Origin of the sequence: Photobacterium sp. WH24 (genome assembly GCF_019204055.1) — a bacterium.
GTDB classification, from domain to species: domain Bacteria; phylum Pseudomonadota; class Gammaproteobacteria; order Enterobacterales; family Vibrionaceae; genus Photobacterium; species Photobacterium arenosum.
Genome location: NZ_JAGSOZ010000004.1, coordinates 52,175 through 71,936 on the forward strand (window position 1 = coordinate 52,175; position 19,762 = coordinate 71,936).

At 49.9% G+C, this 19,762-nt stretch carries 23 protein-coding genes; 4 read left to right on the plus strand and 19 right to left on the minus strand.

Annotated elements, in window-relative coordinates:
• Positions 1-339 precede the first annotated feature (339 nt).
• A complete protein-coding gene (locus KCG43_RS06495) occupies positions 340-1,122 on the plus strand; it encodes a DUF3108 domain-containing protein (RefSeq protein WP_218383954.1) in 783 nt (260 codons plus the stop codon).
• 14 nt (positions 1,123-1,136) lie between these two features.
• Here KCG43_RS06495 and KCG43_RS06500 read toward each other — a convergent pair whose 3' ends face one another.
• From KCG43_RS06500 to adhP, 12 genes are all read right to left on the minus strand, one after another.
• A complete protein-coding gene (locus tag KCG43_RS06500) occupies positions 1,137-1,388 on the minus strand; it encodes a hypothetical protein (RefSeq protein ID WP_192014957.1) in 252 nt (83 codons plus the stop codon).
• Positions 1,381-1,941, minus strand: coding sequence for a gamma-glutamylcyclotransferase family protein (locus KCG43_RS06505; RefSeq protein WP_192014956.1), 561 nt, complete (start codon positions 1,939-1,941; stop codon positions 1,381-1,383). The genes KCG43_RS06500 and KCG43_RS06505 overlap by 8 nt, the downstream gene beginning before the upstream one ends.
• Before the next feature lie 52 nt (positions 1,942-1,993).
• Entirely contained in the window at positions 1,994-2,920 is a 927-nt protein-coding gene (locus KCG43_RS06510; RefSeq protein WP_218383955.1) for a biotin-dependent carboxyltransferase family protein, read from the minus strand.
• A complete protein-coding gene (gene pxpB / locus KCG43_RS06515) occupies positions 2,902-3,600 on the minus strand; it encodes a 5-oxoprolinase subunit PxpB (protein WP_218383956.1) in 699 nt (232 codons plus the stop codon). The genes KCG43_RS06510 and pxpB overlap by 19 nt, the downstream gene beginning before the upstream one ends.
• Positions 3,597-4,337, minus strand: a complete 741-nt coding sequence (locus KCG43_RS06520) for a 5-oxoprolinase subunit PxpA (protein WP_218383957.1) — start codon at positions 4,335-4,337, stop codon at positions 3,597-3,599. Before KCG43_RS06520 ends, pxpB begins: the two co-directional genes overlap by 4 nt.
• 77 nt (positions 4,338-4,414) lie before the next feature.
• Entirely contained in the window at positions 4,415-6,601 is a 2,187-nt protein-coding gene (locus KCG43_RS06525; RefSeq protein WP_218383959.1) for a methyl-accepting chemotaxis protein, read from the minus strand.
• 270 nt (positions 6,602-6,871) lie between these two features.
• The gene (locus KCG43_RS06530; protein ID WP_218384184.1) at positions 6,872-7,597 is read right to left on the minus strand and encodes an amino acid ABC transporter ATP-binding protein; all 726 of its coding nucleotides are present in this window, start codon (positions 7,595-7,597) and stop codon (positions 6,872-6,874) included.
• Positions 7,598-7,616: 19 nt separating this feature from the next.
• Positions 7,617-8,564, minus strand: coding sequence for an amino acid ABC transporter permease (locus KCG43_RS06535; RefSeq protein WP_218383961.1), 948 nt, complete (start codon positions 8,562-8,564; stop codon positions 7,617-7,619).
• Positions 8,565-8,643: 79 nt separating this feature from the next.
• A complete protein-coding gene (locus KCG43_RS06540; protein WP_218383963.1) occupies positions 8,644-9,441 on the minus strand; it encodes a transporter substrate-binding domain-containing protein in 798 nt (265 codons plus the stop codon).
• Positions 9,442-9,787: 346 nt separating this feature from the next.
• On the minus strand, positions 9,788-10,285 hold the full coding sequence (locus KCG43_RS06545) for a hypothetical protein (protein WP_218383964.1): 498 nt from the start codon (positions 10,283-10,285) through the stop codon (positions 9,788-9,790).
• Positions 10,286-10,471: 186 nt separating this feature from the next.
• Positions 10,472-11,044, minus strand: coding sequence for an elongation factor P-like protein YeiP (gene yeiP / locus KCG43_RS06550; RefSeq protein WP_218383965.1), 573 nt, complete (start codon positions 11,042-11,044; stop codon positions 10,472-10,474).
• 160 nt (positions 11,045-11,204) lie between these two features.
• Entirely contained in the window at positions 11,205-12,218 is a 1,014-nt protein-coding gene (adhP, locus tag KCG43_RS06555; protein ID WP_218383967.1) for an alcohol dehydrogenase AdhP, read from the minus strand.
• Between the two features lie 468 nt (positions 12,219-12,686).
• On the opposite strand from adhP, the gene KCG43_RS06560 reads away from it, so the two are divergent.
• Entirely contained in the window at positions 12,687-13,622 is a 936-nt protein-coding gene (locus KCG43_RS06560; protein WP_255557886.1) for a DMT family transporter, read from the plus strand.
• A gap of 236 nt (positions 13,623-13,858) precedes the next feature.
• Positions 13,859-15,190: a DUF2252 family protein gene (locus KCG43_RS06565; protein WP_218383971.1), complete on the plus strand. Its 1,332-nt coding sequence runs from the start codon at positions 13,859-13,861 to the stop codon at positions 15,188-15,190.
• A 20-nt stretch (positions 15,191-15,210) separates the two neighbouring features.
• Here the strand turns inward: KCG43_RS06565 and KCG43_RS06570 are convergent, their stop codons facing one another.
• The 6 genes from KCG43_RS06570 to KCG43_RS06595 form a co-directional block, all read right to left on the minus strand.
• A complete protein-coding gene (locus tag KCG43_RS06570; RefSeq protein WP_218383973.1) occupies positions 15,211-15,972 on the minus strand; it encodes a metallophosphoesterase in 762 nt (253 codons plus the stop codon).
• Between the two features lie 194 nt (positions 15,973-16,166).
• A complete protein-coding gene (gene aqpZ / locus KCG43_RS06575) occupies positions 16,167-16,865 on the minus strand; it encodes an aquaporin Z (protein ID WP_218383975.1) in 699 nt (232 codons plus the stop codon).
• Between the two features lie 308 nt (positions 16,866-17,173).
• Positions 17,174-17,704, minus strand: coding sequence for a cytochrome b (locus KCG43_RS06580; RefSeq protein WP_192014942.1), 531 nt, complete (start codon positions 17,702-17,704; stop codon positions 17,174-17,176).
• A gap of 160 nt (positions 17,705-17,864) precedes the next feature.
• Positions 17,865-18,122, minus strand: a complete 258-nt coding sequence (locus tag KCG43_RS06585) for a DUF333 domain-containing protein (protein ID WP_192014941.1) — start codon at positions 18,120-18,122, stop codon at positions 17,865-17,867.
• Positions 18,123-18,439: 317 nt separating this feature from the next.
• On the minus strand, positions 18,440-18,763 hold the full coding sequence (locus KCG43_RS06590) for a hypothetical protein (protein WP_218383976.1): 324 nt from the start codon (positions 18,761-18,763) through the stop codon (positions 18,440-18,442).
• 80 nt (positions 18,764-18,843) lie between these two features.
• A complete protein-coding gene (locus KCG43_RS06595) occupies positions 18,844-18,981 on the minus strand; it encodes a hypothetical protein (protein WP_218383987.1) in 138 nt (45 codons plus the stop codon).
• Between the two features lie 161 nt (positions 18,982-19,142).
• Between KCG43_RS06595 and KCG43_RS06600 the strand changes: the two genes are divergently transcribed.
• Positions 19,143-19,319 carry a hypothetical protein gene (locus KCG43_RS06600; protein ID WP_192014938.1) on the plus strand — a complete coding sequence of 59 codons (177 nt, stop codon included), beginning with the start codon at positions 19,143-19,145 and terminating at the stop codon, positions 19,317-19,319.
• Positions 19,320-19,622: 303 nt separating this feature from the next.
• On the opposite strand, the gene KCG43_RS06605 is transcribed toward KCG43_RS06600, so the two are convergent.
• Positions 19,623-19,754, minus strand: coding sequence for a DUF2474 domain-containing protein (locus tag KCG43_RS06605; RefSeq protein ID WP_218383989.1), 132 nt, complete (start codon positions 19,752-19,754; stop codon positions 19,623-19,625).
• Between the last annotated feature and the right edge of the window lie 8 nt (positions 19,755-19,762).

Consider the following 19,762-nt stretch of genomic DNA (forward strand, 5'->3'; position numbering starts at 1 on the left):
AGGCAGGCGACATGACTCACCAGAGATCAACCAATTATGCAGCCATACCGGTTGTTATCTTGCCAGCTACACTTAACATTTACGCTAAGCCACTGAATTTACTGACTGAGAAATGACATAAAAACTTCATAAATCAGATATGCTGCGAAGACACTTTATCAGGCATGCTTTACCGGAAAACCAGCCACATATCGCACACCGGTAGCAGTCACCGGCGCAACGGCTAAAAATAAGTGTCTCATCTGTGGATTGCTTGCACAGTTCAATTAACATAACCAGACATATTGGTTACGCTTAAATAGGCCTTATTATTGGGCTAGGTACCACTGGGGAGGTTTCGTGAAAAGACTTACTCTGTCTGCATTGCTGCCGCTTTGCCTGGCATCTTCTAACCTTATGGCTTCCCCGCCCGTTGAGTGGCATCAGTGCGTGAAAACGCTGACCTACGATCTCTTCTACGGTAGCCATAAAATCGGTTATTTCGAGCGCAAGTTAAGCTGGCAGGACAATCAACGCGTTGAAATCCAGTCCACCAGCCGTCTGTCAGCCATAGTGGCGAAAACCCATTACCAGCAGCAAACCCGTGTAGTCTGGTCCGACGTTAAAAACTCGTTTCTCACACAATCTTTTCATAGGAATATCACAGGATTACTTGATGGCGAGACACGCGGCAGCTTCAATCAGGATGGCACCCGCTCAGACATTATCACTGATGGTGAGAAACTCAGCTTTAACAGTAATGACCTGCCGTTGCTGGATATAGAAGCCGTTGCCAGCCAGATGCGGCTGAACCTGATTCAGGGCAAACAGACTTTTGATTTCAAGATGCAGGAGTCAGACGAGGTGAATCACTACTTTTTCAGAGTCGCAGGTAAAGAAAAACTACAAACCAATTACGGCAGTGTCGAGACCATACGGGTTGAGCAAATCAAAAAGCCCGACCGGGAAGTCAAATTCTGGTTCTCACCCGAGCTGGACTATCAACTGGTTCGCGGCACTTATAAGCGCAAAATTCTCGATTTAAAAGCCGTACTGCGCACGAAACGGGAAGTCTGCCCGCAAAGTTATTTCAGCAACAATCTTGATGAGATGACAGTCAACACAGTCACTGATCAGAAATAGCCGGCGTGCCGCGGCTATTTCTGGAACGCTTTACCGCCAATCATTTTAAAGGCAGGCGTGCCTCGTATCAGGGTATCGCGGGCAAACACTTGCTCACAATTCGGGCACTGGCAGGGTAAAAGCGTATAATCTTTCACGATTCTTTCTTTGAAACACTTCACCAGTGCCCCCTTTCCCCCTTTGCGGTACTTAAACAGACGCGTACGGCACTGGCTGCAGAAAATCTCAACTGTGGTGTCCGGCCCTTTCTTACTGGGCTTAGCCATGAATCCGCGCCGGAGAGATCAAACGGTCAATCACGGGAATATGCACATCTTCCACCCCGGCCAGATTGCCGTATTTCGGCGATTCACGGTCGTTTTCCAGCGGATGATGCCAGCCGAACGTGGTTTCAATAAACGTCTTTGCGAACGCATCGGAAATGCTCAGGCACCCCGCCAGCACTGTGTCGACGTAGGTCTGCATAATAGGTTGATTCGCGCAGGGAGGCGCTGGATTGGCTTTCACATACACCCAGACAGGCGCATCAAATTGCAGAATGCCATTGTGAGTGATCAGTGACGGATCCACTTCCACACGAGAATAACCCCGCTCCCGGCGGTCGAAATGCGCCAGTGTGTTATCTTCCACTTTCAGCAGCACGCCGTTACATCGGCCTTCGCCCAGCGACGCGACCAAAGGCGAGATGGCATAACTGCCATCGACTTTGCCCCAATGGCGCTGCAAGCCCTCTACCACAGCCGGGACAGCCTGTCCTGTCTGCCCGGTCAGCTGGCGAGACGCGCGATTGATTAAGCTACCGTAGCCGAAGATAAACATGGTTTCCTCCCTCGAAATTCACCGGATTAACGACCTGGCCAGTCTGGGTTGCCTAATATGGCAACCCGAAAAAGTGTGAGAAGCGCTGCCAGGCTTTTCGCAATGATACCAAATCGCCACGAATAAATCGGATGTCTTTTCCGGGACGCGCCTGTGCCAGACGAGAAAGATCGATCCTGGCAACACAGCCGAGCTTAGGGTAACCGCCTAACGTCTGCCGGTCGTTGAGCAGCACAATCGGCTGACCATTGGGCGGGATCTGCACCGCCCCCAGCGCAATGCCTTCCGAAACAATACCCGGCGGGCCACCGAGTATGGCATTGCCTTCCAGACGGCATCCCATCCGGTCGCTCTCGGGTTTCACGTGGTAATGGTTATCGAAAAACTGGTTCCGGGCCTCGGGTGAGAAATAATCCCACTGAGACGAAGCCAGCAGATGAAGTTCAATCCGCTTGTCATAATCGGGAATGAAACGAGGCGGTACATAGCGCGGACTGTGGCGCACTAAGCTGGCCTGAATCGGTAGCTTGTCACCTTTTTGTAGCGGACGCCCTTCCACGCCGCCTATCTGATTACGCACAACAGTTGAGCGGCTGCCGAGCACGCTTGGCGTGTGAATGCCTCCTTGAACAGCCAGATACGCACGCAGCCCTGATCGGGCATAACCAAGCTGCAGCGTCTGCCCTTTTCGCATCATAAAAGTCTTCCAGGTATAAACCGGTTCACCATCCAGACTGGCCTGCATGTCCGCCCCCGTCAGGGCGCATTCAATATCGGCATGGGCCTTAAAGCTGGCCTGACCCAAAGTGATCTCCAGCTGCGCACAATCCATCGGATTACCCAGCAAGTAATTGGCCCAGCAGTAGGCATGCATATCGGCGGCACCTCCCTGGCTCAGGCCATGACTGGCAACGCCCAGACGTCCCGTATCCTGAACCAGTGTCAGCGTACCTGGCCGTATTACTTCCAGTGTGGCCATATTTCACCTCCCAGCGACTTAAAGGTTGAGCGATCGACGGGCTGAAAGCGTACCTGATCCCCGACAGAGAAAGGCGTCATCGGCTCCCGTTCAGGGTTGAATAATGACTTGGGGCAGTTACCAATGATTTGCCAGCCGCCGGGTGACTGCGCCGGATAAACGGCCGTCTGACGATCGGCTATCCCGACACTGCCCGGCGCAAGGCTTAATCTGGGTTCGGCATGACGCGGCATGGCAATGGCTTCATCAACACTGGCCAGAAACGCAAATCCCGGCGCAAAACCGATAGCACACACGGTGTAGATTTGCTGGCTGTGCAGCGCAATCACCTGCTCCACACTCAGCCCCTTAGCTTCTGCCAGAGGAATGAGATCCGGCCCGACATCGGGATGATAATAAACCGGCAGTTCGATCACCTTCCCCACAGCCGACACAGGTTTATCCTGCCACTGGCTGTGGCAGAGGCTGATACGCTCTCTGAGCAACCGCTCGGTAATCTGATCCGGGTGAAAATGAATCAGGATAGAGGTGTAAGAAGGCACAATTTCAATCAGCTGGTGCGGAAAATCAGCCTGGATCTGGCTGACCAGCCTTCCTATCAAAGGGGTAAGGCTCAGATCTATCTCATCTGCCAGATGGACCATGAGGCAGGTTTCGGACACTGAATCAAAACGAATCATAACGCCATCGCCTTTCTGATATCAGCGATGGTAGCAATTGATTCCGGGTTATCCCCGTGTACGCACAGGGTATCGGCATGCAGAGCAAGAATCGTCCCGCTGTGTGTGGTCACTGTGCCTGAAGCCAGCTCCATGGCCTGCTGCTGAATTCTGGCCGGGTCATGATGCACGGCCCCCGGCTGGCTGCGCGCGACCAGACTGCCTGCTTCATCGTATGCCCGGTCGGCAAAGGCTTCGAACAGCAAGGGCACACCGAATGCCTGCGCGGCGGTTTTCGTCTCGCTGTTATCAGCCCTGGCCAGCACCATAAGGCTCAGCGGTGATGACCGCAGGCGGTTCATGGCAGCGAGCGCCTGCAAAATGGCGTTCAGCACCTCAGGTTTGGCCATCATGTCGTGATAAAGCGCGCCATGCGGTTTGACATAAGACACGCTGCTGCCATGCAACTGGCAAACAGCGTCAAGGGCGCCGGTCTGGTAGGCCACCAGGTGAGTGATGGCCGCCGGGCTGTGCGGAATACTGCGCCGGCCAAAACCCGGTTTATCGTCGTAACCGGGGTGCGCACCTACCGTCACCTGATGTTCCACCGCACAGGCCACGGTGTCAGACATAATATCCGGATCAGAAGCGTGGAAGCCGCAGGCAATGTTTGCCATATCCACCCAGGGCATGACCGCCTTGTCATCGCCCATTTGCCAGCTTCCGTAACTTTCACCCATATCACAGTTCAGTTTCATGCGAATCCTTAGCACTCGTTCATGTCATCATCCTACCTGATTAAATTATAACGAGTTTGTCAAAGATTCACCGCCATTCACCCATTTGTTCTGTGACCCGGCAACCGATCAGGCACATGACTGACATCAGAGCCTGAACTGACTTCGAACCTGTCCGCCATCTGGTGCAACCGGGAAATGGCATTCTGAACCAGCACAGTGCGGCGACTGAGCTGTTGTGATGAGCGGGTCAGCAGCTCAGTGGAATGCTGAGCGGCCTGCGCTGTGTCGTGATGGCGCTCGCTGTTGCCTGCCAGCTGATTGATCACCTCAAACATGGCTTCAACCGCCTGCCGCATCTGCTGGTTACGCTCTCCGGCATCAATCACGACTGTGCTCTGCTCCACATCCCGGATACCCTGCTCCATCGATTGCACGGCCACAGCCGATTCAAGACGCAGTTTCTCCATTAACGAACCGATATGGTTGGCCGCCTCTGACGTGCGGCTTGCCAACTGGCGCACTTCATCCGCCACCACAGAGAAGCCGCGGCCATGATCGCCGGCCCTTGCCGCTTCAATCGCCGCATTCAGAGCCAGCAGATTGGTCTGCGCCGTGATGTCGGTGATCAGCTTTACGATATCGCCAATCTGACTCATTTCGTTGTTTACCCCATTCACACTCTGTGCTGAACGCTCGACAACACCTTTGATATTGTTGGTATTGGCTAACGCCTGCTGGTACTCCTGCTCTGCTTCCACCACCACCAGGTGCATGACATCCTGCATCTGATGCGCCGACACAGATGCAGAGCTGATATCGCTCTGCTGGCTACCGGCAAGATTCAGCATCGCTGCAATCGCGCTTGAGGTGTCATTCGCTGCGCCGTCCATCCGCTCACAACGGCGAAGCATGGACTCACTGACTTCCCGGACTTCGTTTGCCGCGTGTATCATTTCACTGATCACCCCATCCAGATTGTCGATGAAACTGTTGATCCAGCGCCCCATCTCACCGGTTTCATCGGGTTTAAAGCGTTCGGCATTCAATCGCTGCTGCAGATTCCCGTCGCCTTCCGCAAGCGCCTGAATCACTGAGGTCATTTCCTGCATTTGCTTCACCAGCGGGCCAGAAGCCGTCAGGCGAAATACCAGTAAGCTCAGCAAGGCGGTCAGTGCGCCCAGGCCCGCCTGAGCCAAGGGACCCAGCCCCTGAGTCACGCTCATCAGCATAGGGAAGAAAATCGCGGCCGCGCTGCACATGAAAAAGGTGTTGCTGAGCCGGTAATGCAAAGATCGGTGACGATACACTTCCTCCAGATCGGCTTCACACATCATGCCCCAGCGATCCGGCGAGCCCGGCAGTTGAAAAGTCACCCCTTTGCCAATCACTGGAATGTGGCGATAGTCTGAATAGCCGGGATAGGACACGAACAGATTTTGTCCGTGCCGGATTGTCTCCCTGACCCCCGGATGCAGCTCTCCGGTGGCCGGATCGGTAAAGCGGATCTCAAACTCAGTATGCCGGTTGACCCTGACCGTGCCGTACTGGGTATGAATACCGGATTTCAGATTTTCGCCGTGGGAGAAGGTATCGTCTTCAAAACGTGAGCGTGACAGAGCCGTACCCGGCAGCAGTTGCGGATCAAACGCAGACTCCACCATGAAAATATAGTTATCGCCCGATTCAGGATAGATGTGTCCGGCTTCGCGCTGAATTAAATCACTGATGACATCATTTGGCAGCCTGGCACACAAGCACCCCTGAACCTGTGTGGTACCGTCTGCCAGCGTGACAGTTACCGGCTGATAGAACATCAGGGTCACTGCGTCATGAAAAGAAGAGGTGGTGCGACCCAGCCGCTCTGTCACTGGATCAACATAAGGGCCGTGCAGAAAACGCGCCCTGAGCCCGTTCTGCAGCGCCTTCTGCGCCACCAGTGTTTGCCCTTTGTGGCCCTGATGGGTCGAGGTGCTGACAAGGCCATGACTGTCAGTGATAAACAACTCAGAAAAGTGCGCCGCCCGTCCTTTAAGCCTGCGCAACGCGTCATCGCGTTCATCCTCGGGTTTGGTGGCCAGATACAAGGCCGCATCCTGTAAGAACAGCCATTGGTTCTCCACCCAGGTTTCTAAAATTCTCACCCGTGTCTGTGCCACACTGGTAAAGGTTTGTTGCAAATCATCCTGACGCTTGCGGTTGAGCCAGCAAGCCCGTCGCATTGCCAGTTTTCCCGAACGCCCCCAAACGGGTAACCAACGTTTTTCCTGAGCGGACAAATCCATGGTGCAAACTCCCTGCATCTTGTCTTTTTGTGTCGTGTCTGTCGTAACTTATTGTTGTTTATATCAACAGATTGCAATTTCAGTGCCACTGAAATTGATTGTTACAGAGGGGAATTGCTCGATATTTGCACGAACAATGCACCAATACAGTTCAACAAGAACAGCTGTGCATCTTTAGGGTGCAATACAATGATTTTATGGGGGAAAGGAAAAGGCAGACTCACTGAGTCTGCCTTGGGTCTTACACAGGTTAAAAGAAACGTGTGACTGCTAGAGAATTTTTGACAGAAATTGCGCCAGCCGCGGATGCTTGGGCGAATCAAAAAAGTTCTCGGGCGAGTCACTGACCAGCAACTCACCGTCTTCCATAAACAGCACCCGATCGGCCACTTCACGGGCAAAGCCCATCTCGTGCGTCACCACTACCATGGTCATGCCTTCTGCGGCCAGATCCTTCATCACATCCAGCACCTCGCCGACCATTTCAGGATCGAGCGCAGAGGTGGGTTCGTCGAACAGCATCACGTCCGGCCGCATAGCCAGAGCCCGGGCAATAGCGACGCGTTGTTGCTGACCACCGGATAACTGCGACGGATAGACATTCATTTTATCCGCCAGACCGACCCGCCTAAGCAGTTTTTCGGCTTCCGGCTCTACATCCGCTTTCGTGCGCCCCCTGACTTTCTGCGGTGCCAGCATCACATTGCCTTTTACCGTTTTATGGGGAAACAGATTAAACGACTGGAATACCATGCCAACGTTCGCACGCAATTCATTGATATTGGTGCTTTTGGCGTACATGTTCATGCCATCAATCTGAATCTGACCTGAGGTAATCACTTCCAGCTGGTTCAGCGTGCGCAGAAAGGTGGATTTACCCGAGCCAGACGGCCCGATGATGACCACCACCTCGCCACGTTTCACCGTTGCACTGACATCTTTCAGTGCATGGCACAGATTGGGGTAAATTTTATTGACCTTGTCGGCGACTATCATGTCATCGCCCTGATATGTATTAGTCACTGCTCGCCAACCTCTTCTCAATTCGCTGCACGGCCCACGACAGGCTGGTCGTCAGGAGCAAATACAGTCCTGCCACCACAAACCACACCTCAAACGTGGCGAAACTGCCGCTGATGACCTCGCGGCCGGCCTTGGTCAAATCGGTGATAGAAATAACCGACACCAGCGATGAATCTTTGATCAGCGTAATTAACTGACCCGCCATTGGTGGCAAAGTGCGTTTAAAGGCCTGCGGCAGGATGACATACATCATTGCCTTAGGGTAACTCATGCCCAGAGAGCGGGCTGCTTCCATCTGCCCCGGCGGAATCGACTGAATACCGGCCCGGATAATTTCCGCAATGTAAGCGCCGGTGAAAATGGACAGCGCCACCACACCCGCGGTAAAACGTTCCAGATCGAAAATCGTACCCAGGAAAAAGTACACGATGAAAATTTGCACCAGTAACGGTGTGCCGCGGATAATTTCGACGTACAGGAAAGCCAGATTTTTGGTTACAGGATTATGCGATATCCGCATCAATCCGGCCATCAGGCCCAGAATAATGGCGAAGAACAGTGACAGAACCGAGATTTTGAGGGTCACCCACAAGCCAAGAGTGACAGGACCAATGGTCCACTGATCGCTGCTGGCAATCACATCACCTTCAAAAACCAAATCGCCCTGTTGCACCAGGCGGGCATCATAAGCTGGGATCTGCTGAGGCACATTACTGTAGTCAAGGTTGATGGTAATTGAGTTATCAGCGTTAATTTGAACGGTACCATCCCCCTGCGCCCTGAACTCTTTAGGGGTGGTATCCACGATGAATGGCAAAACACGGTGCCATTGCCAGTTGTAATTGATGCTTTGCGAAGCCTGATACAGCCCCGTCATCAGCAGCGCCAGGATGACGACAAATACAGTTTGCCAGAGCCACCGGTTAGACGTCCTAATCATATACTTCTTCCTTAGGCGTGTCGGAATGAGAAAACAGCGGGAACGCACGGCTGGCCCAGCGGCCAGCCGTTATCAGGTTTTATTGCACCTGGCTCAGCCAGCTGTTGTCTTTAAACCACTTGTCGTAGATTCGCTCATAGGTTCCGTCGCCTTTGATCTGGCGCAGGAAGTTATTAAGGAAGTTCAGCATGTCCATATCGCCCTGGGCGACTGCCCAGCCTAATGGCTCATAGGTGAATGGCTGCTCAAGGTGAACCACTTTGCCTGAGTTCTGCGAGGCATAAATGGCGTTAAACGGCATGTCGTAAATAAAGGCATCCGCTTTGCCGTTTGCCACTTCCAGCACAGCATCAGACTGGGTTTCAAACACATTGAGCTTAGCTTTGCTGATCATACGCTTGATCGCTTGCTCACCTGTAGTGCCAAGCTTAGTCGCAATGGTGTACTTGCTGTCGTTCAGGTCTTTATAACTTTTGATCTTACCTTCAAGCTCAGGATTGAGCAGAATAGTCTGACCCACAATGATGTAGGGTTCTGCGAAGTTTACGCGCATATTACGTTGCGCGTTAATGGTCATACCCGCATTAATGATGTGACACTTACCGGTCAGAAGAGTGGGGATAATACCGTCCCAGGCGGTGTTGACCGGCACATATTTCACCCCCATCTGGCGGGCCATCATTTTACCGATATCAATATCAAAACCAACAAAAGAGCCGTTTTTGCTTTTCATTTCAAACGGCATATAACCTGCGTCAAAACACACGCGAAGTTCGCCGGTTTTCACAATATCGTCCATTACCGGGCCAGCAGTGGCAGACACTGACGTGCCTAACAATGCACAAGCTGCCACAATACCGCTTACGAATTTACGCATAGACATCCTTGTATCCTTATCGTTATCAAAATGCTGATGTATCGAACTAATACGAGGATGGTTATAGCAAATTAAATCTTGCAAACTCAATTGAGATTGAACAGAAAACAATCAGGGCAAATATCAGGATTCTGCCACTTTATGGCATAAACAAACGCAAATATGGCATTAATCAGCACTAAGTCACGACTGAAATCTGGAAAGGCAGCACAGATCGCGGAAGTCACAGCCAATCACAATGGATGATATTTTAGTTGATTATTTGACAGTGGGCTCATTATTAACAAATTTAACACCACAGATGACAGGAAAACCTAACGATACGGCAGACACATAAATAAGAATATTATAAATCCAGATATGTGACACACAGTTCATTAATATCAATACTGTCAGGCATTTCATTCAGCGTTTTAGCTACAGCTCTGTCCTGTATGCCTTCAATAATACGCAGACCCGAACCTTCATCCGCCCTCAGCGCATTCACACTGTCGTCACTTAAAAACAGCAGCCATAAAATACCATAGAATGTATGAATACGACTGACATCTTCTCTGGTATAAACCTCTTTACCCTCACCTTCAATCGTGACTTTACTGCGCACTTCAGACAGCCAGTAGGTCGGAAATAATCCTAAGGTATAAGTCGAAATAATACCGGAAATATTTTCATCAGCGTAGTCATTGACTGCGTCGGTATACACTTTCATTTCATAATAGGCCGGCGTATACCGGCATTGATCAATATAGGTATCAACAACGACATCTTCCAGGTCGCCTCCTACATAGCCGGCACAACCCTGAAGCATGAATAAAGTAGTGAGGCTGGACAGGGTCTTTTTCATATTAACTCTTCCCAACAGAAGCCGGGTCAGCAGATAAAAGTGTGTTGCATATCTTAACGATAGTTAAAAGCAGTGCAAATAAAAGCAGGTATGCTGGGAGGTTGTTCAAAAAAAAGCCGCATAACAACAGTGTCCGACATTCAGGAGCACCTCTTGCTGCGGCTTTTTCCAACAATAATGAGAAACTTACTTCTCTACACGGTTCATATATTTGTGTTCCAGTGTATTCACACGAATGCGATCACCGGTAGCAATATACTCTGGCACTTGAACCGATAAGCCAGTGCTCAGCACAGCAGGTTTTGTCCGGGCGCTGGCAGAAGCTCCTTTGATTGAAGGGTCGGTTTCTACAATTTCCAAATCGACTGTAGACGGCAATTCCAGCGCAACCGGCGCGCCATTGACCACCAACACATGCAGTCCCTGAATGTCTTCAGTAATGAACAGCAACTCTTCTTCAATCACATCTTTGTGGAAGTGATACGGGGTGTAATCCTCATTGTCCATGAAGACATACTCTTCACCGTCAATGTAAGAGAAAGACGCGGCATGGCGACTAAAGTCTGCCAGTGTGATGATGTCATCGGCTTTGAAGCTCACATCCGCTTTCGCGTTGGTTGCCACATCATACATACGCATACGGTAAAGGCTGCTACCTGCGCGGCCACTCGGTGTTAACTTGCTAATGTCTTTAACAAAGTACACCTTACCTTCGTGTTCAATAGCTGCAGACTTTTTAATATCACTTGCCTTTGGCATAGTCATAAACTCCAGATAGACATTTGTCGCGAGAAAATAGCACGAAACGGCATGAAGACAAGTAGGCAACGCAGAAAAAAGAGGAGCTTTTCAAAGAAAAATAGCCGCTTTGCCTGAGGGGAAAGCAAAGCGGCCGGTTAACCCTGTTATTGCTGAGCGCTTACGCCAGATTCATCACAATCCGGCCTGTGATTTCGCCTTTCACCATGTCGTCAAAAATCTCGTTAATGTCTTCCAGCGCCTTCACTTCAGTAATGGCTTTCACCTTGCCTTCCGCGGCAAATTGCAGGCATTCCTGTAAGTCCTGACGCGTGCCGACAATCGAGCCAATCACTTTAATGCCATTCAGTACGGTATCAAAGATAGGTATCGGCATGTCTTCAGGCGGCAGGCCCACCAGCACACAGCTGCCACCGCGGCGCACCGAACGGTAAGCTTCTTCAAACGCAGGCTTGGACACTGCCGTACACACAACACCATGCGCGCCTCCCACCAGTCGGTGAATCGCTTCGGACGGTTTTTCTTGCATAAAATCGATACAGTGCACAGCACCCAGTTCTTTCGCCAGCGCCATTTTCTCGGCGCCGGTATCCACCGCGATGACGTTCATTCCCATGGCTTTGGCATACTGAACCGCCAGATGACCTAAACCACCTACACCTATAATAGCAACCCACTGGCCAGGTTTGACCTCTGTCACTTTCAGCGCTTTGTAAGTGGTCACCCCCGCGCAGAACAAAGGCGCAGCATCAACATAAGACAGCCCGTCCGGAATTTTCACCACATACTCACCATGAGCCAGGCAGTACTCGGCATAGCCACCGTCGACAGAATAGCCGGCATTTTGCTGATCCAGGCATAAGGTTTCACGGCCAGATAAACAATACTCACAATGACCGCACGCCGAATACAGCCAGGGCACACCCACCCGATCACCTAACTTGAGATGATGAATTTCGCTGCCCACCTGGACAATTTCGCCGACCCCTTCATGGCCCGGCACCAGAGGCATTTTGGGTTTCACCGGCCAGTCGCCGTGACAGGCATGTAAATCGGTATGACACACCCCACAGGCATGAATTTTCACCAGTATGTCACGGGGTTTGACAGCAGGCAGGGGAATATCTTTGATTTCCAGTTTCCCTTTGAATTCATTCACAACAGCGGCTTTCATGACTGCGACTCCTTATGAGTGGTTAAGCAGCCATTGTTGGTGAAAAATTCACCCAGTTTATAGATCTGGATCAATATTCATCTAATTGAATAATGTTTTGTTGCCCAGGAGGACAAAAGTGTGAATGCTGACACCAGCTAATGAGCCCTGAACCGCGGTTTACTTTATTCCAGCTGATGACAAAAGTGTTTCAACGCGATACCGCAACATCATCAGGTTTTTGGTCTGTTTATCAGAACAAAACCCAAGCTTGCACGTGGGTTTCATCCCGCTATACCAACCCCGCTAACCCCCTGCTTTCAGTCATTACGTTGTAAATTTACAACAAACTGAATGACAGAGATCACAGCCGGCAACTCATATTGCCAGTTTTTTGTTTAACTTTCGGGTCAAATTTTCTTGTCTTGTAGGTCAGGTTTTGGTTAAATACTCTGGTTTTCGAGTTAATCTTAGTCATAGAGAAGTTGAATGTTGTCATTGAACCAAATTTCACATCTGAAGTTATTTTTCTTCACTGTGCTGATTAGCCTGTCATTCCCGATTGGCAGCTATATTATGGCTTCCATGGATCCACTTGTGGTGACTTGGGTACGTTACCTGCTGGCCAGCCTGCTGTTTGTCGGGTTTCTGGTCGCTAAAGGACAGTTCCGTATCCCCTCCGCGAAAGATTTGGGCCGATACACGCTGATCAGCTTGCCGCCACTGGGCTATTTTGTTGCCATGTTTATTGCTCTGCGCGACACCAGTCCGCTCGACGCCAGCGCCCTGTATACGACTGTGCCGTTAATGAGCGCCATTCTGGCTGCGTTCGTGTTCAAACGCAGTACCTCAATGTCTGTCACGCTGGCTTTGCTTGGCGGTATGCTGGGTGCCGGTCTGATTATTTTCCGTGGCGATCTGAGCGCTGCCGGTTCTATCGCGATGACAGCCTCTAACAAAATTTATCTGCTGGGCTGTCTGGGGATGGCGCTCAATCCGATCATTGTCAAAAAGTGTTACAGAGGCGAATCTTTCGTTCACCTGACCTGCTGGACACTGATCTGTGCAACAGGCTTGCTGACCGTCGCCACTGCGCCGCAACTGGTGCAAGTGCAATGGACACAAATTCCTGCTGATATCTGGCTGGGTATCGGGTATCTGGCGGTGTTCGCAACAGCTATCAGTTTCTTCCTGTTCCAGCAAGGCAGCGTTGCGCTGGCTCCCGAACAGGTATCGGCCTATACCTATCTGATCCCTGTGCTGGTACTACTGGTTAACCGATTCACCGGCAGCCTGGTTCCGTGGGAAGAAGTCAGCTATGGCGTGGTCACTGTCCTGCTATCAATGACGGTCATGATCCGCCGCGGCTCGCCCAGCACAAATGCAGTGGTTGCCAAACCCGAACAAGAAGCGCTGGCAAAATAATCTCAAGTAATCAAAAAATACCGCCTGAATGACTCGGGCGGTATTTTCATATCAAAGAATGCAAACTGATATTCCGGCTGCCGGGTGTCTGTTAACAGACCCGCTGCGGACTCAGTCTCAGCGCAACAAAATGCATCGGCATCGGCTTATTAAGCGCAAATGTGTCCCCTCAGCTAGATTTCTTTTGAGCATCAACAATACTGGTAATGGTATAGACGCTAATCCAGAAGAAGTTTATGACAACCCGACACGAGTTCCTGTGCCAACAAATCTGTCTTATTGATGGCGTAGTCCCCAACAGCGCTATTGTGCTCAACAAACACCAGAAAATGGCCTGGAGCCCGTTCCAGTTCTTCCGCGGCACCGCACAGCTGTTTTATGCCGATCTTGCTCAGGGGGTGTTGGTACTGCCCGACTTATTGCTGGCTAAACCCGGCCAGACTTTCATCATGGGTGACTGCCACCTGACTAACTTTGGCTTTCTGACCGAAGAAGGATCACAAGGTGATCAGGTTATCTTTTCTCCTGACGATTTTGATGATGCCTGTGTCGGGTATGGTGTCTGGGATCTGGCCCGCTACCTGACCAGCCTGGCACTGGCCAGCGATTTCGGCTGTGGGTTATTAGAAGGACGATATCTCACAGAAGAACTGGCTATCGACGACGATTTAAACGCAGTCAATAAAGACGACATCCATCAAGCTTGTGAAGCCTTCCTGTCGGCTTACTTAAAAACATTGCAGCTTGTCATTGAGGATAACGATGCCAGATACAATGTCCTGAAAAAATTCGATGATGATCATGTACTTGATAAATATTGCCGCAAAGCCACTAAGCGAGCCGCAGGCGGGAAAGACTTTCTGAGTAAAAGCCAGTTAGCCAAATCCACCACTTTTGAAGATGGCAGGCTTCGCTTTGCTGACAAGCCGTTAAAATACCAGCGCATTGATGCTGCTGACTATGAGGAGGCGGAGACAACATTCCGGCCTTATCTGGATGATGAGGTGCTGGATATAGTGATCCGTCTTGATGCCGGAACTGGCTCCAACAATGTCGGGCGTTATTATTTTCTGGTTGGCCCGAACGACGTCAGGAGTATCGATGACTTACCCCTGTGTCATATTGTTGAAGTGAAGCAGCAACGCCAAGCTGCCCCCATATTCGCGTTCCCTGAGGTCAGTCCCGTCAACTCGCTCAATCCGGCGCATCTGACCGCTGACTGCCAGCGTTTTATGCAACGTCGGCCTGATCTCATACTGGACGAGGTTATCTGGCGGGGTAAACACTGGCTGGTCCGTTCACGACACCATGCGCGTTTGTCGGTCAAACCCGAAGATCTGGTCTTAAATGACAAAGATCCCTGCTCCGCCTTTTGCCAGTATGCCTCCGCCTGCGGCGAGGCATTGGCGCTGGCCCATTCACGCGGCGACAGGCGCTCAGTGCGTTTCGAACAATTCATGAGCGAAAGCCTGCCCGGTAACGTGGACGCATTAATCACCGCCTGCCAGCAATACAGTGAGCAGGTTATTGAGGATTATAAAATCCATTGTGCGTTGCTCGAAAAATAAACACCATCATCACTCACAAATCAAACCCACACCAATGAGTCTGTAGCCTGCTCTCGCAGAAAAGAGAATACCTGAAACAGCCCCAGCACTTCACCTCCCCGACGGTATTTCAGTAGCAGTCCTCTGTCTCCCATTGACATAGCGCCATCAATATAAACCCGGTTACCGCTGACCTTAGGTTTCAGGCCTGACACTATATTGTGCCCCATCAACACCGCATCTATATGAGATACGACACTATGTTCATCCTGCGTGAAAACAGCCCGGTCCCAAACTGCAAAATGTTGATCTTCTTTGCTCAGAGTGTGCTCGTTACAGCACTGAGTGAACTGTTGCCAGTCATAGGGTGCTGGCACTGCGGCATGCACCAGGCCAATTCGGTGACCGTTGATCTGAAGGGTATAACAAAGTGGTAAACTTGCCGAAAAATTCAGCATTTTTCTGACCTCAGCAATGGCAACATCTTCATGCCAGCGGCCGCCATTCATGATCCATAAGGATCTGTCGGCATTATCCTCCAGGGCATTGAACGCCATTTGTTCATGGTTTCCCTGAATGGCATACATCGCCGGACAATCCTGCACGGTTTTTAATAACGCCATAGAATCCGGACCTCTATCTATCATATCGCCCAGAATAAACAGCCGATCCCGGATTTCACCATCAAGCGGGTAACGAAACCCCACCTCCTTGAGTACATCTTGCAGCAAAGCATTCTGTCCGTGCGGATCAGACAGAAAATAAATGTCGTAATGGGGGTCGAGCTGAAGGTATTCGTTCATGGAACCGCCCGGAATCATTGCCTGTTCTTAACTTAAGTTTAGCAAGGGACAATGTTGCCGGGCATAGTGCTTGCTTTGTCTTTTCTTTGCTCCCATGCCAAATCGTTACTTTTCTCGTTTTTCCGGCTCAGCATGATCAAGACAGCCTGCCAGCATAACGGTCGACACCTGAATGCAAAGAGTGGTCAGACAACTTACTGAGTCTGCTCCCCTTCCCGTGCAATCACTTTATAAATAGTTGCACCAATTACGGCTCCAACGATAGGTGCCAGCCAAAAGAGCCAAAGTTGCGCTATCGCCCAATCACCCACATAGACAGCAACCCCAGTACTTCGCGCAGGATTCACCGAGGTGTTAGTCACAGGAATAGAAATAAGATGAATCAAAGTCAGGCACAGCCCAATCGCAATGGGAGCAAAACCGGCCGGTGCACGTGAATCCGTCGCTCCCATAATGACAATCAGAAACATCATGGTCATCACCACTTCACAAACCAGTGCAGCTAGCAAAGAATATTGCCCGGGTGAATGATCACCATAACCGTTTGATGCGAAACCGGCAGATACATCGAAACCGGCCTGACCAGAGGCAATCACATATAGCACCCCACCTGCCACCAAGCCCCCCAAAACCTGAGCCACAATATAAGGTAATAGTTCAGTGGCAGGAAAACGCCCCCCAGCCCATAATCCGACAGACACAGCCGGGTTAAGATGGCAGCCTGATATATGACCAATCGCAAATGCCATGGTCAGCACCGTTAAACCAAATGCCAGAGAAACACCCAGTAAACCAATACCGACTTCTGGAAATGCAGCTGCCAAAACAGCGCTTCCGCAGCCGCCAAGCACCAGCCAAAAGGTACCGACAAACTCAGCCAAATACTTATTCATATCCTGTATCCTTCTTCTTTATTTACGATTTCTGAAGTTTATGCAGGTGTAAAAACAGATAACACAGCATGGGCTGTAAGCGGCATAAAGCACTGCAAACTGGATGGCTACCGGCTGCCGATTAATCACGTGCAGATTCTGTTTAAGGTTAAGTATATAAGAGTGCAGGAAAAAGAGGACTCAATGATCTTAGTTATCAATATTAAGTCAGGATCTTACTTGATAAGGTTATTCACCAGGACATTATCACGCTGAAAAAATAGCCTGCCGTCAAGTGATCAGCAAGCTATTTTCAGCAACATACACAATTAACGCCACATACGTGCCAGTACATCCTCATGGCTTTTACGGATACGGTGCCAGAACGCCATCACAATATGGCCAAGAGTAAAGGCCAGAAGCAGCCAGGCCAGCTCTCCGTGCAGCAAATTGCCCAGCCCAACCATCCACTCAATTTTTGCGCTGTCAAACCCGTCCATTAACGGTATTCCGAAGGGTGAAAAAGCACGGCCAGAACCATACTGCCGGATCAGAGCCAGAGTGGGGATGATAATCATCAGCGCATATAAGGCTTTATGGCCCAGTGCAGCGACACGGTTGATGGAGGCCGGACGGCGCGACAGATTAAGAACCGCCCACACAAGGCGTAGAGCAATGATAATGAACAACAGAAAACCCAGTGGCTTATGCGTTGCCCACATCAGTTCATCCAGCCACGAATCTTCAAGTAATGCGTGCGTTACTGCCGACAAAAACTGCCAAAGCAGTAGCAGTGCCACCCCCCAATGTAAAAACCGACTTATCACACCATAGCGCTGAGCATTATCCAGAACTGACATAACATTATCCTTATTGCTTCCTAATAAGCACGTTAGACGCTGATCTGCAGGAAAATATCCCGTGAAAGTGGCATATTTACATTTACTTACGTAAACAAGGCAGAAGGATTACCGGCAGACAGTGAAAAAAGCCACGCTGAAACGTGGCCCTGATACAAAGTTACATTGCCTCGGCTTCTGCAACCTGAGGATGGTTATCACGGAAATATTGCCATTGCTCAACGCGACGCCCGTCAGACAGAATACAATAAGTCACTCGCTTACCATCTTCAGTCACCATATCCAGCTTCCCGCCCTTCTGAACACAATACACGGCAGCCGGGTTCGCGGATCCCACCGGCTCGCTCTCTGGCTGACTCACACATCCGAACAGCAAAGTGGCTGCAGCCATTGAAACGAATACATACGCTTTATTCATTCTCATCTCCCAATTGATACGCTTTTATTATGGCAACCAGTATAAAGACAATAAGCCATTTCATGTCTTGCTCTTGTAAAAAGGTTTGTTAAAACGCTTGTCCGGTAAATAAGCTCCTCCGGCTAAACGTAAACCCCTACATTTACTGAGTGAAAGTATCTTATCACTGTTTACCGCAACCAAAAGCAATAAATAAAGCGTCGTGAGAATGAAAAACCACCACCTAATAGACCAGAAAAAACTTCAGGCTTGAATGCAACATTCAGCATTCAGTCACAATCAGACTGAAAACCAACGCCCGGTCGCATACCGCCTACTCAAGCAATATAAATGACCAGTAATGCCAGAATAATGCATGACAATAACAAACCAGCCCACCCCAACCTGACCGTCACTTCGGGCGGGAAGCGGGTACTCCAGTCAGGAAATAAAATGGCACAGAGCGAAGCAGCAGGGAGCAGCTCACAAATCAAACCTGCGCGCTTGATATGCAGGGGAAAGTCCGCAGAAAAATAAATATAAGCCGTGATATAAACAATCATCACCAGCACAGAAAGCAATGCGTCAAAATAAATAACATCCTCTTTGTTGAAGTAAAAATAAAATGTCACCAGACACAGCGCTATTATTGTTAATGCCATTATTATCTCTTGCGTTGTTTAGTGTTGATGTCGACGCCTTGCGCAATGCTTACAGCGCTTCACTTTCAAGATCCCGTGCCTTACCGGGATACACCCAGCATACATAAAATGGCAACCATCATGATCACAGGGTTTATCGTGGTCTCTGCCACAAACAACATACATAAGGTGTTGATGAACCCCACCAACACAATGCCTGTGGTTTGATAAGCGTTCAATTTTACCTGCCTGACTGGATCGTCAATGAGTAGGCGACAATGTCATGCAACATATGTAATACCCGGTTTTTCGCGCCTTAACGCAGATTTCAGATCACCGATTTGCCAAAACGCTATCGAATGTATATACATTGTATATGTGTGTGTAATAGTGAGCCGTCATGGTTAGTCGCAAGAAATCAAAAGCAATGAAGAAAGACAGTCAGTTAATCATCAGAATTAATGGTGAAGAACGTGATGCCTTTGTTGTTTTATGCGAAGAAATGGATACCAGCGCCGCACGTGAAGTGCGTCGGTTCATCCGTCAGTTTGTGAAAGAAAACGCACAACCACAGTGACCAGCGGCTTACCACATGCATGCGGCCAGAACGGCCAGGTTGATAGGTTAGGTGAAAGCTGTTCCTTTCATGTCAGCCATTTTTCCTCAAACGTTAATGAAACCGGAGAATGAAAATGGCAAAAGTGACCAAAAAAGCAAAAAAACTGCAAAAAGAAATCAAAGTGCGCAAAGCGAAAGTCGCCAAGCACGAAGGTAAACTTAAGAAACTGAAGAAAAAACTGAAAAAAGCCTGATTTTTCAGCGAAAAAAATCCGATGACGCCGCGTCATCGGATTTTTAAATGATTCGGGTTTTAATTTGTTTAAACGGTTAAACCCGCTGCTGTCATCAGTGCACGAAATAACCAGGAAATGCAGGTTAAAGCTGCCACACTGATGCTCCAGATCAGCACCATCCACCCATACTGTTTCAGAGTATCCGTCATCATCTTCATCCTCACCT

Bases quoted from the DNA above. Each gene is read 5' to 3' on its own strand.
- KCG43_RS06565 (WP_218383971.1), top strand. From the start codon at position 13,859: ATGACAACCCGACACGAGTTCCTGTGCCAACAAATCTGTCTTATTGAT.
- KCG43_RS06560 (WP_255557886.1), top strand. From the start codon at position 12,687: ATGTTGTCATTGAACCAAATTTCACATCTGAAGTTATTTTTCTTCACT.
- KCG43_RS06500 (WP_192014957.1), bottom strand. From the start codon at position 1,388: ATGGCTAAGCCCAGTAAGAAAGGGCCGGACACCACAGTTGAGATTTTC.
- KCG43_RS06605 (WP_218383989.1), bottom strand. From the start codon at position 19,754: ATGAAGATGATGACGGATACTCTGAAACAGTATGGGTGGATGGTGCTG.
- KCG43_RS06535 (WP_218383961.1), bottom strand. From the start codon at position 8,564: ATGATTAGGACGTCTAACCGGTGGCTCTGGCAAACTGTATTTGTCGTC.
- KCG43_RS06570 (WP_218383973.1), bottom strand. From the start codon at position 15,972: ATGAACGAATACCTTCAGCTCGACCCCCATTACGACATTTATTTTCTG.
- KCG43_RS06590 (WP_218383976.1), bottom strand. From the start codon at position 18,763: ATGGCATTAACAATAATAGCGCTGTGTCTGGTGACATTTTATTTTTAC.
- KCG43_RS06505 (WP_192014956.1), bottom strand. From the start codon at position 1,941: ATGTTTATCTTCGGCTACGGTAGCTTAATCAATCGCGCGTCTCGCCAG.
- KCG43_RS06525 (WP_218383959.1), bottom strand. From the start codon at position 6,601: ATGGATTTGTCCGCTCAGGAAAAACGTTGGTTACCCGTTTGGGGGCGT.
- KCG43_RS06580 (WP_192014942.1), bottom strand. From the start codon at position 17,704: ATGTCAGTTCTGGATAATGCTCAGCGCTATGGTGTGATAAGTCGGTTT.
- KCG43_RS06540 (WP_218383963.1), bottom strand. From the start codon at position 9,441: ATGCGTAAATTCGTAAGCGGTATTGTGGCAGCTTGTGCATTGTTAGGC.
- KCG43_RS06585 (WP_192014941.1), bottom strand. From the start codon at position 18,122: ATGAATAAAGCGTATGTATTCGTTTCAATGGCTGCAGCCACTTTGCTG.
- pxpB (WP_218383956.1), bottom strand. From the start codon at position 3,600: ATGATTCGTTTTGATTCAGTGTCCGAAACCTGCCTCATGGTCCATCTG.
- KCG43_RS06530 (WP_218384184.1), bottom strand. From the start codon at position 7,597: ATGATAGTCGCCGACAAGGTCAATAAAATTTACCCCAATCTGTGCCAT.
- KCG43_RS06510 (WP_218383955.1), bottom strand. From the start codon at position 2,920: ATGGCCACACTGGAAGTAATACGGCCAGGTACGCTGACACTGGTTCAG.
- KCG43_RS06520 (WP_218383957.1), bottom strand. From the start codon at position 4,337: ATGAAACTGAACTGTGATATGGGTGAAAGTTACGGAAGCTGGCAAATG.
- KCG43_RS06545 (WP_218383964.1), bottom strand. From the start codon at position 10,285: ATGAAAAAGACCCTGTCCAGCCTCACTACTTTATTCATGCTTCAGGGT.
- yeiP (WP_218383965.1), bottom strand. From the start codon at position 11,044: ATGCCAAAGGCAAGTGATATTAAAAAGTCTGCAGCTATTGAACACGAA.
- KCG43_RS06600 (WP_192014938.1), top strand. From the start codon at position 19,143: ATGGTTAGTCGCAAGAAATCAAAAGCAATGAAGAAAGACAGTCAGTTA.
- aqpZ (WP_218383975.1), bottom strand. From the start codon at position 16,865: ATGAATAAGTATTTGGCTGAGTTTGTCGGTACCTTTTGGCTGGTGCTT.
- adhP (WP_218383967.1), bottom strand. From the start codon at position 12,218: ATGAAAGCCGCTGTTGTGAATGAATTCAAAGGGAAACTGGAAATCAAA.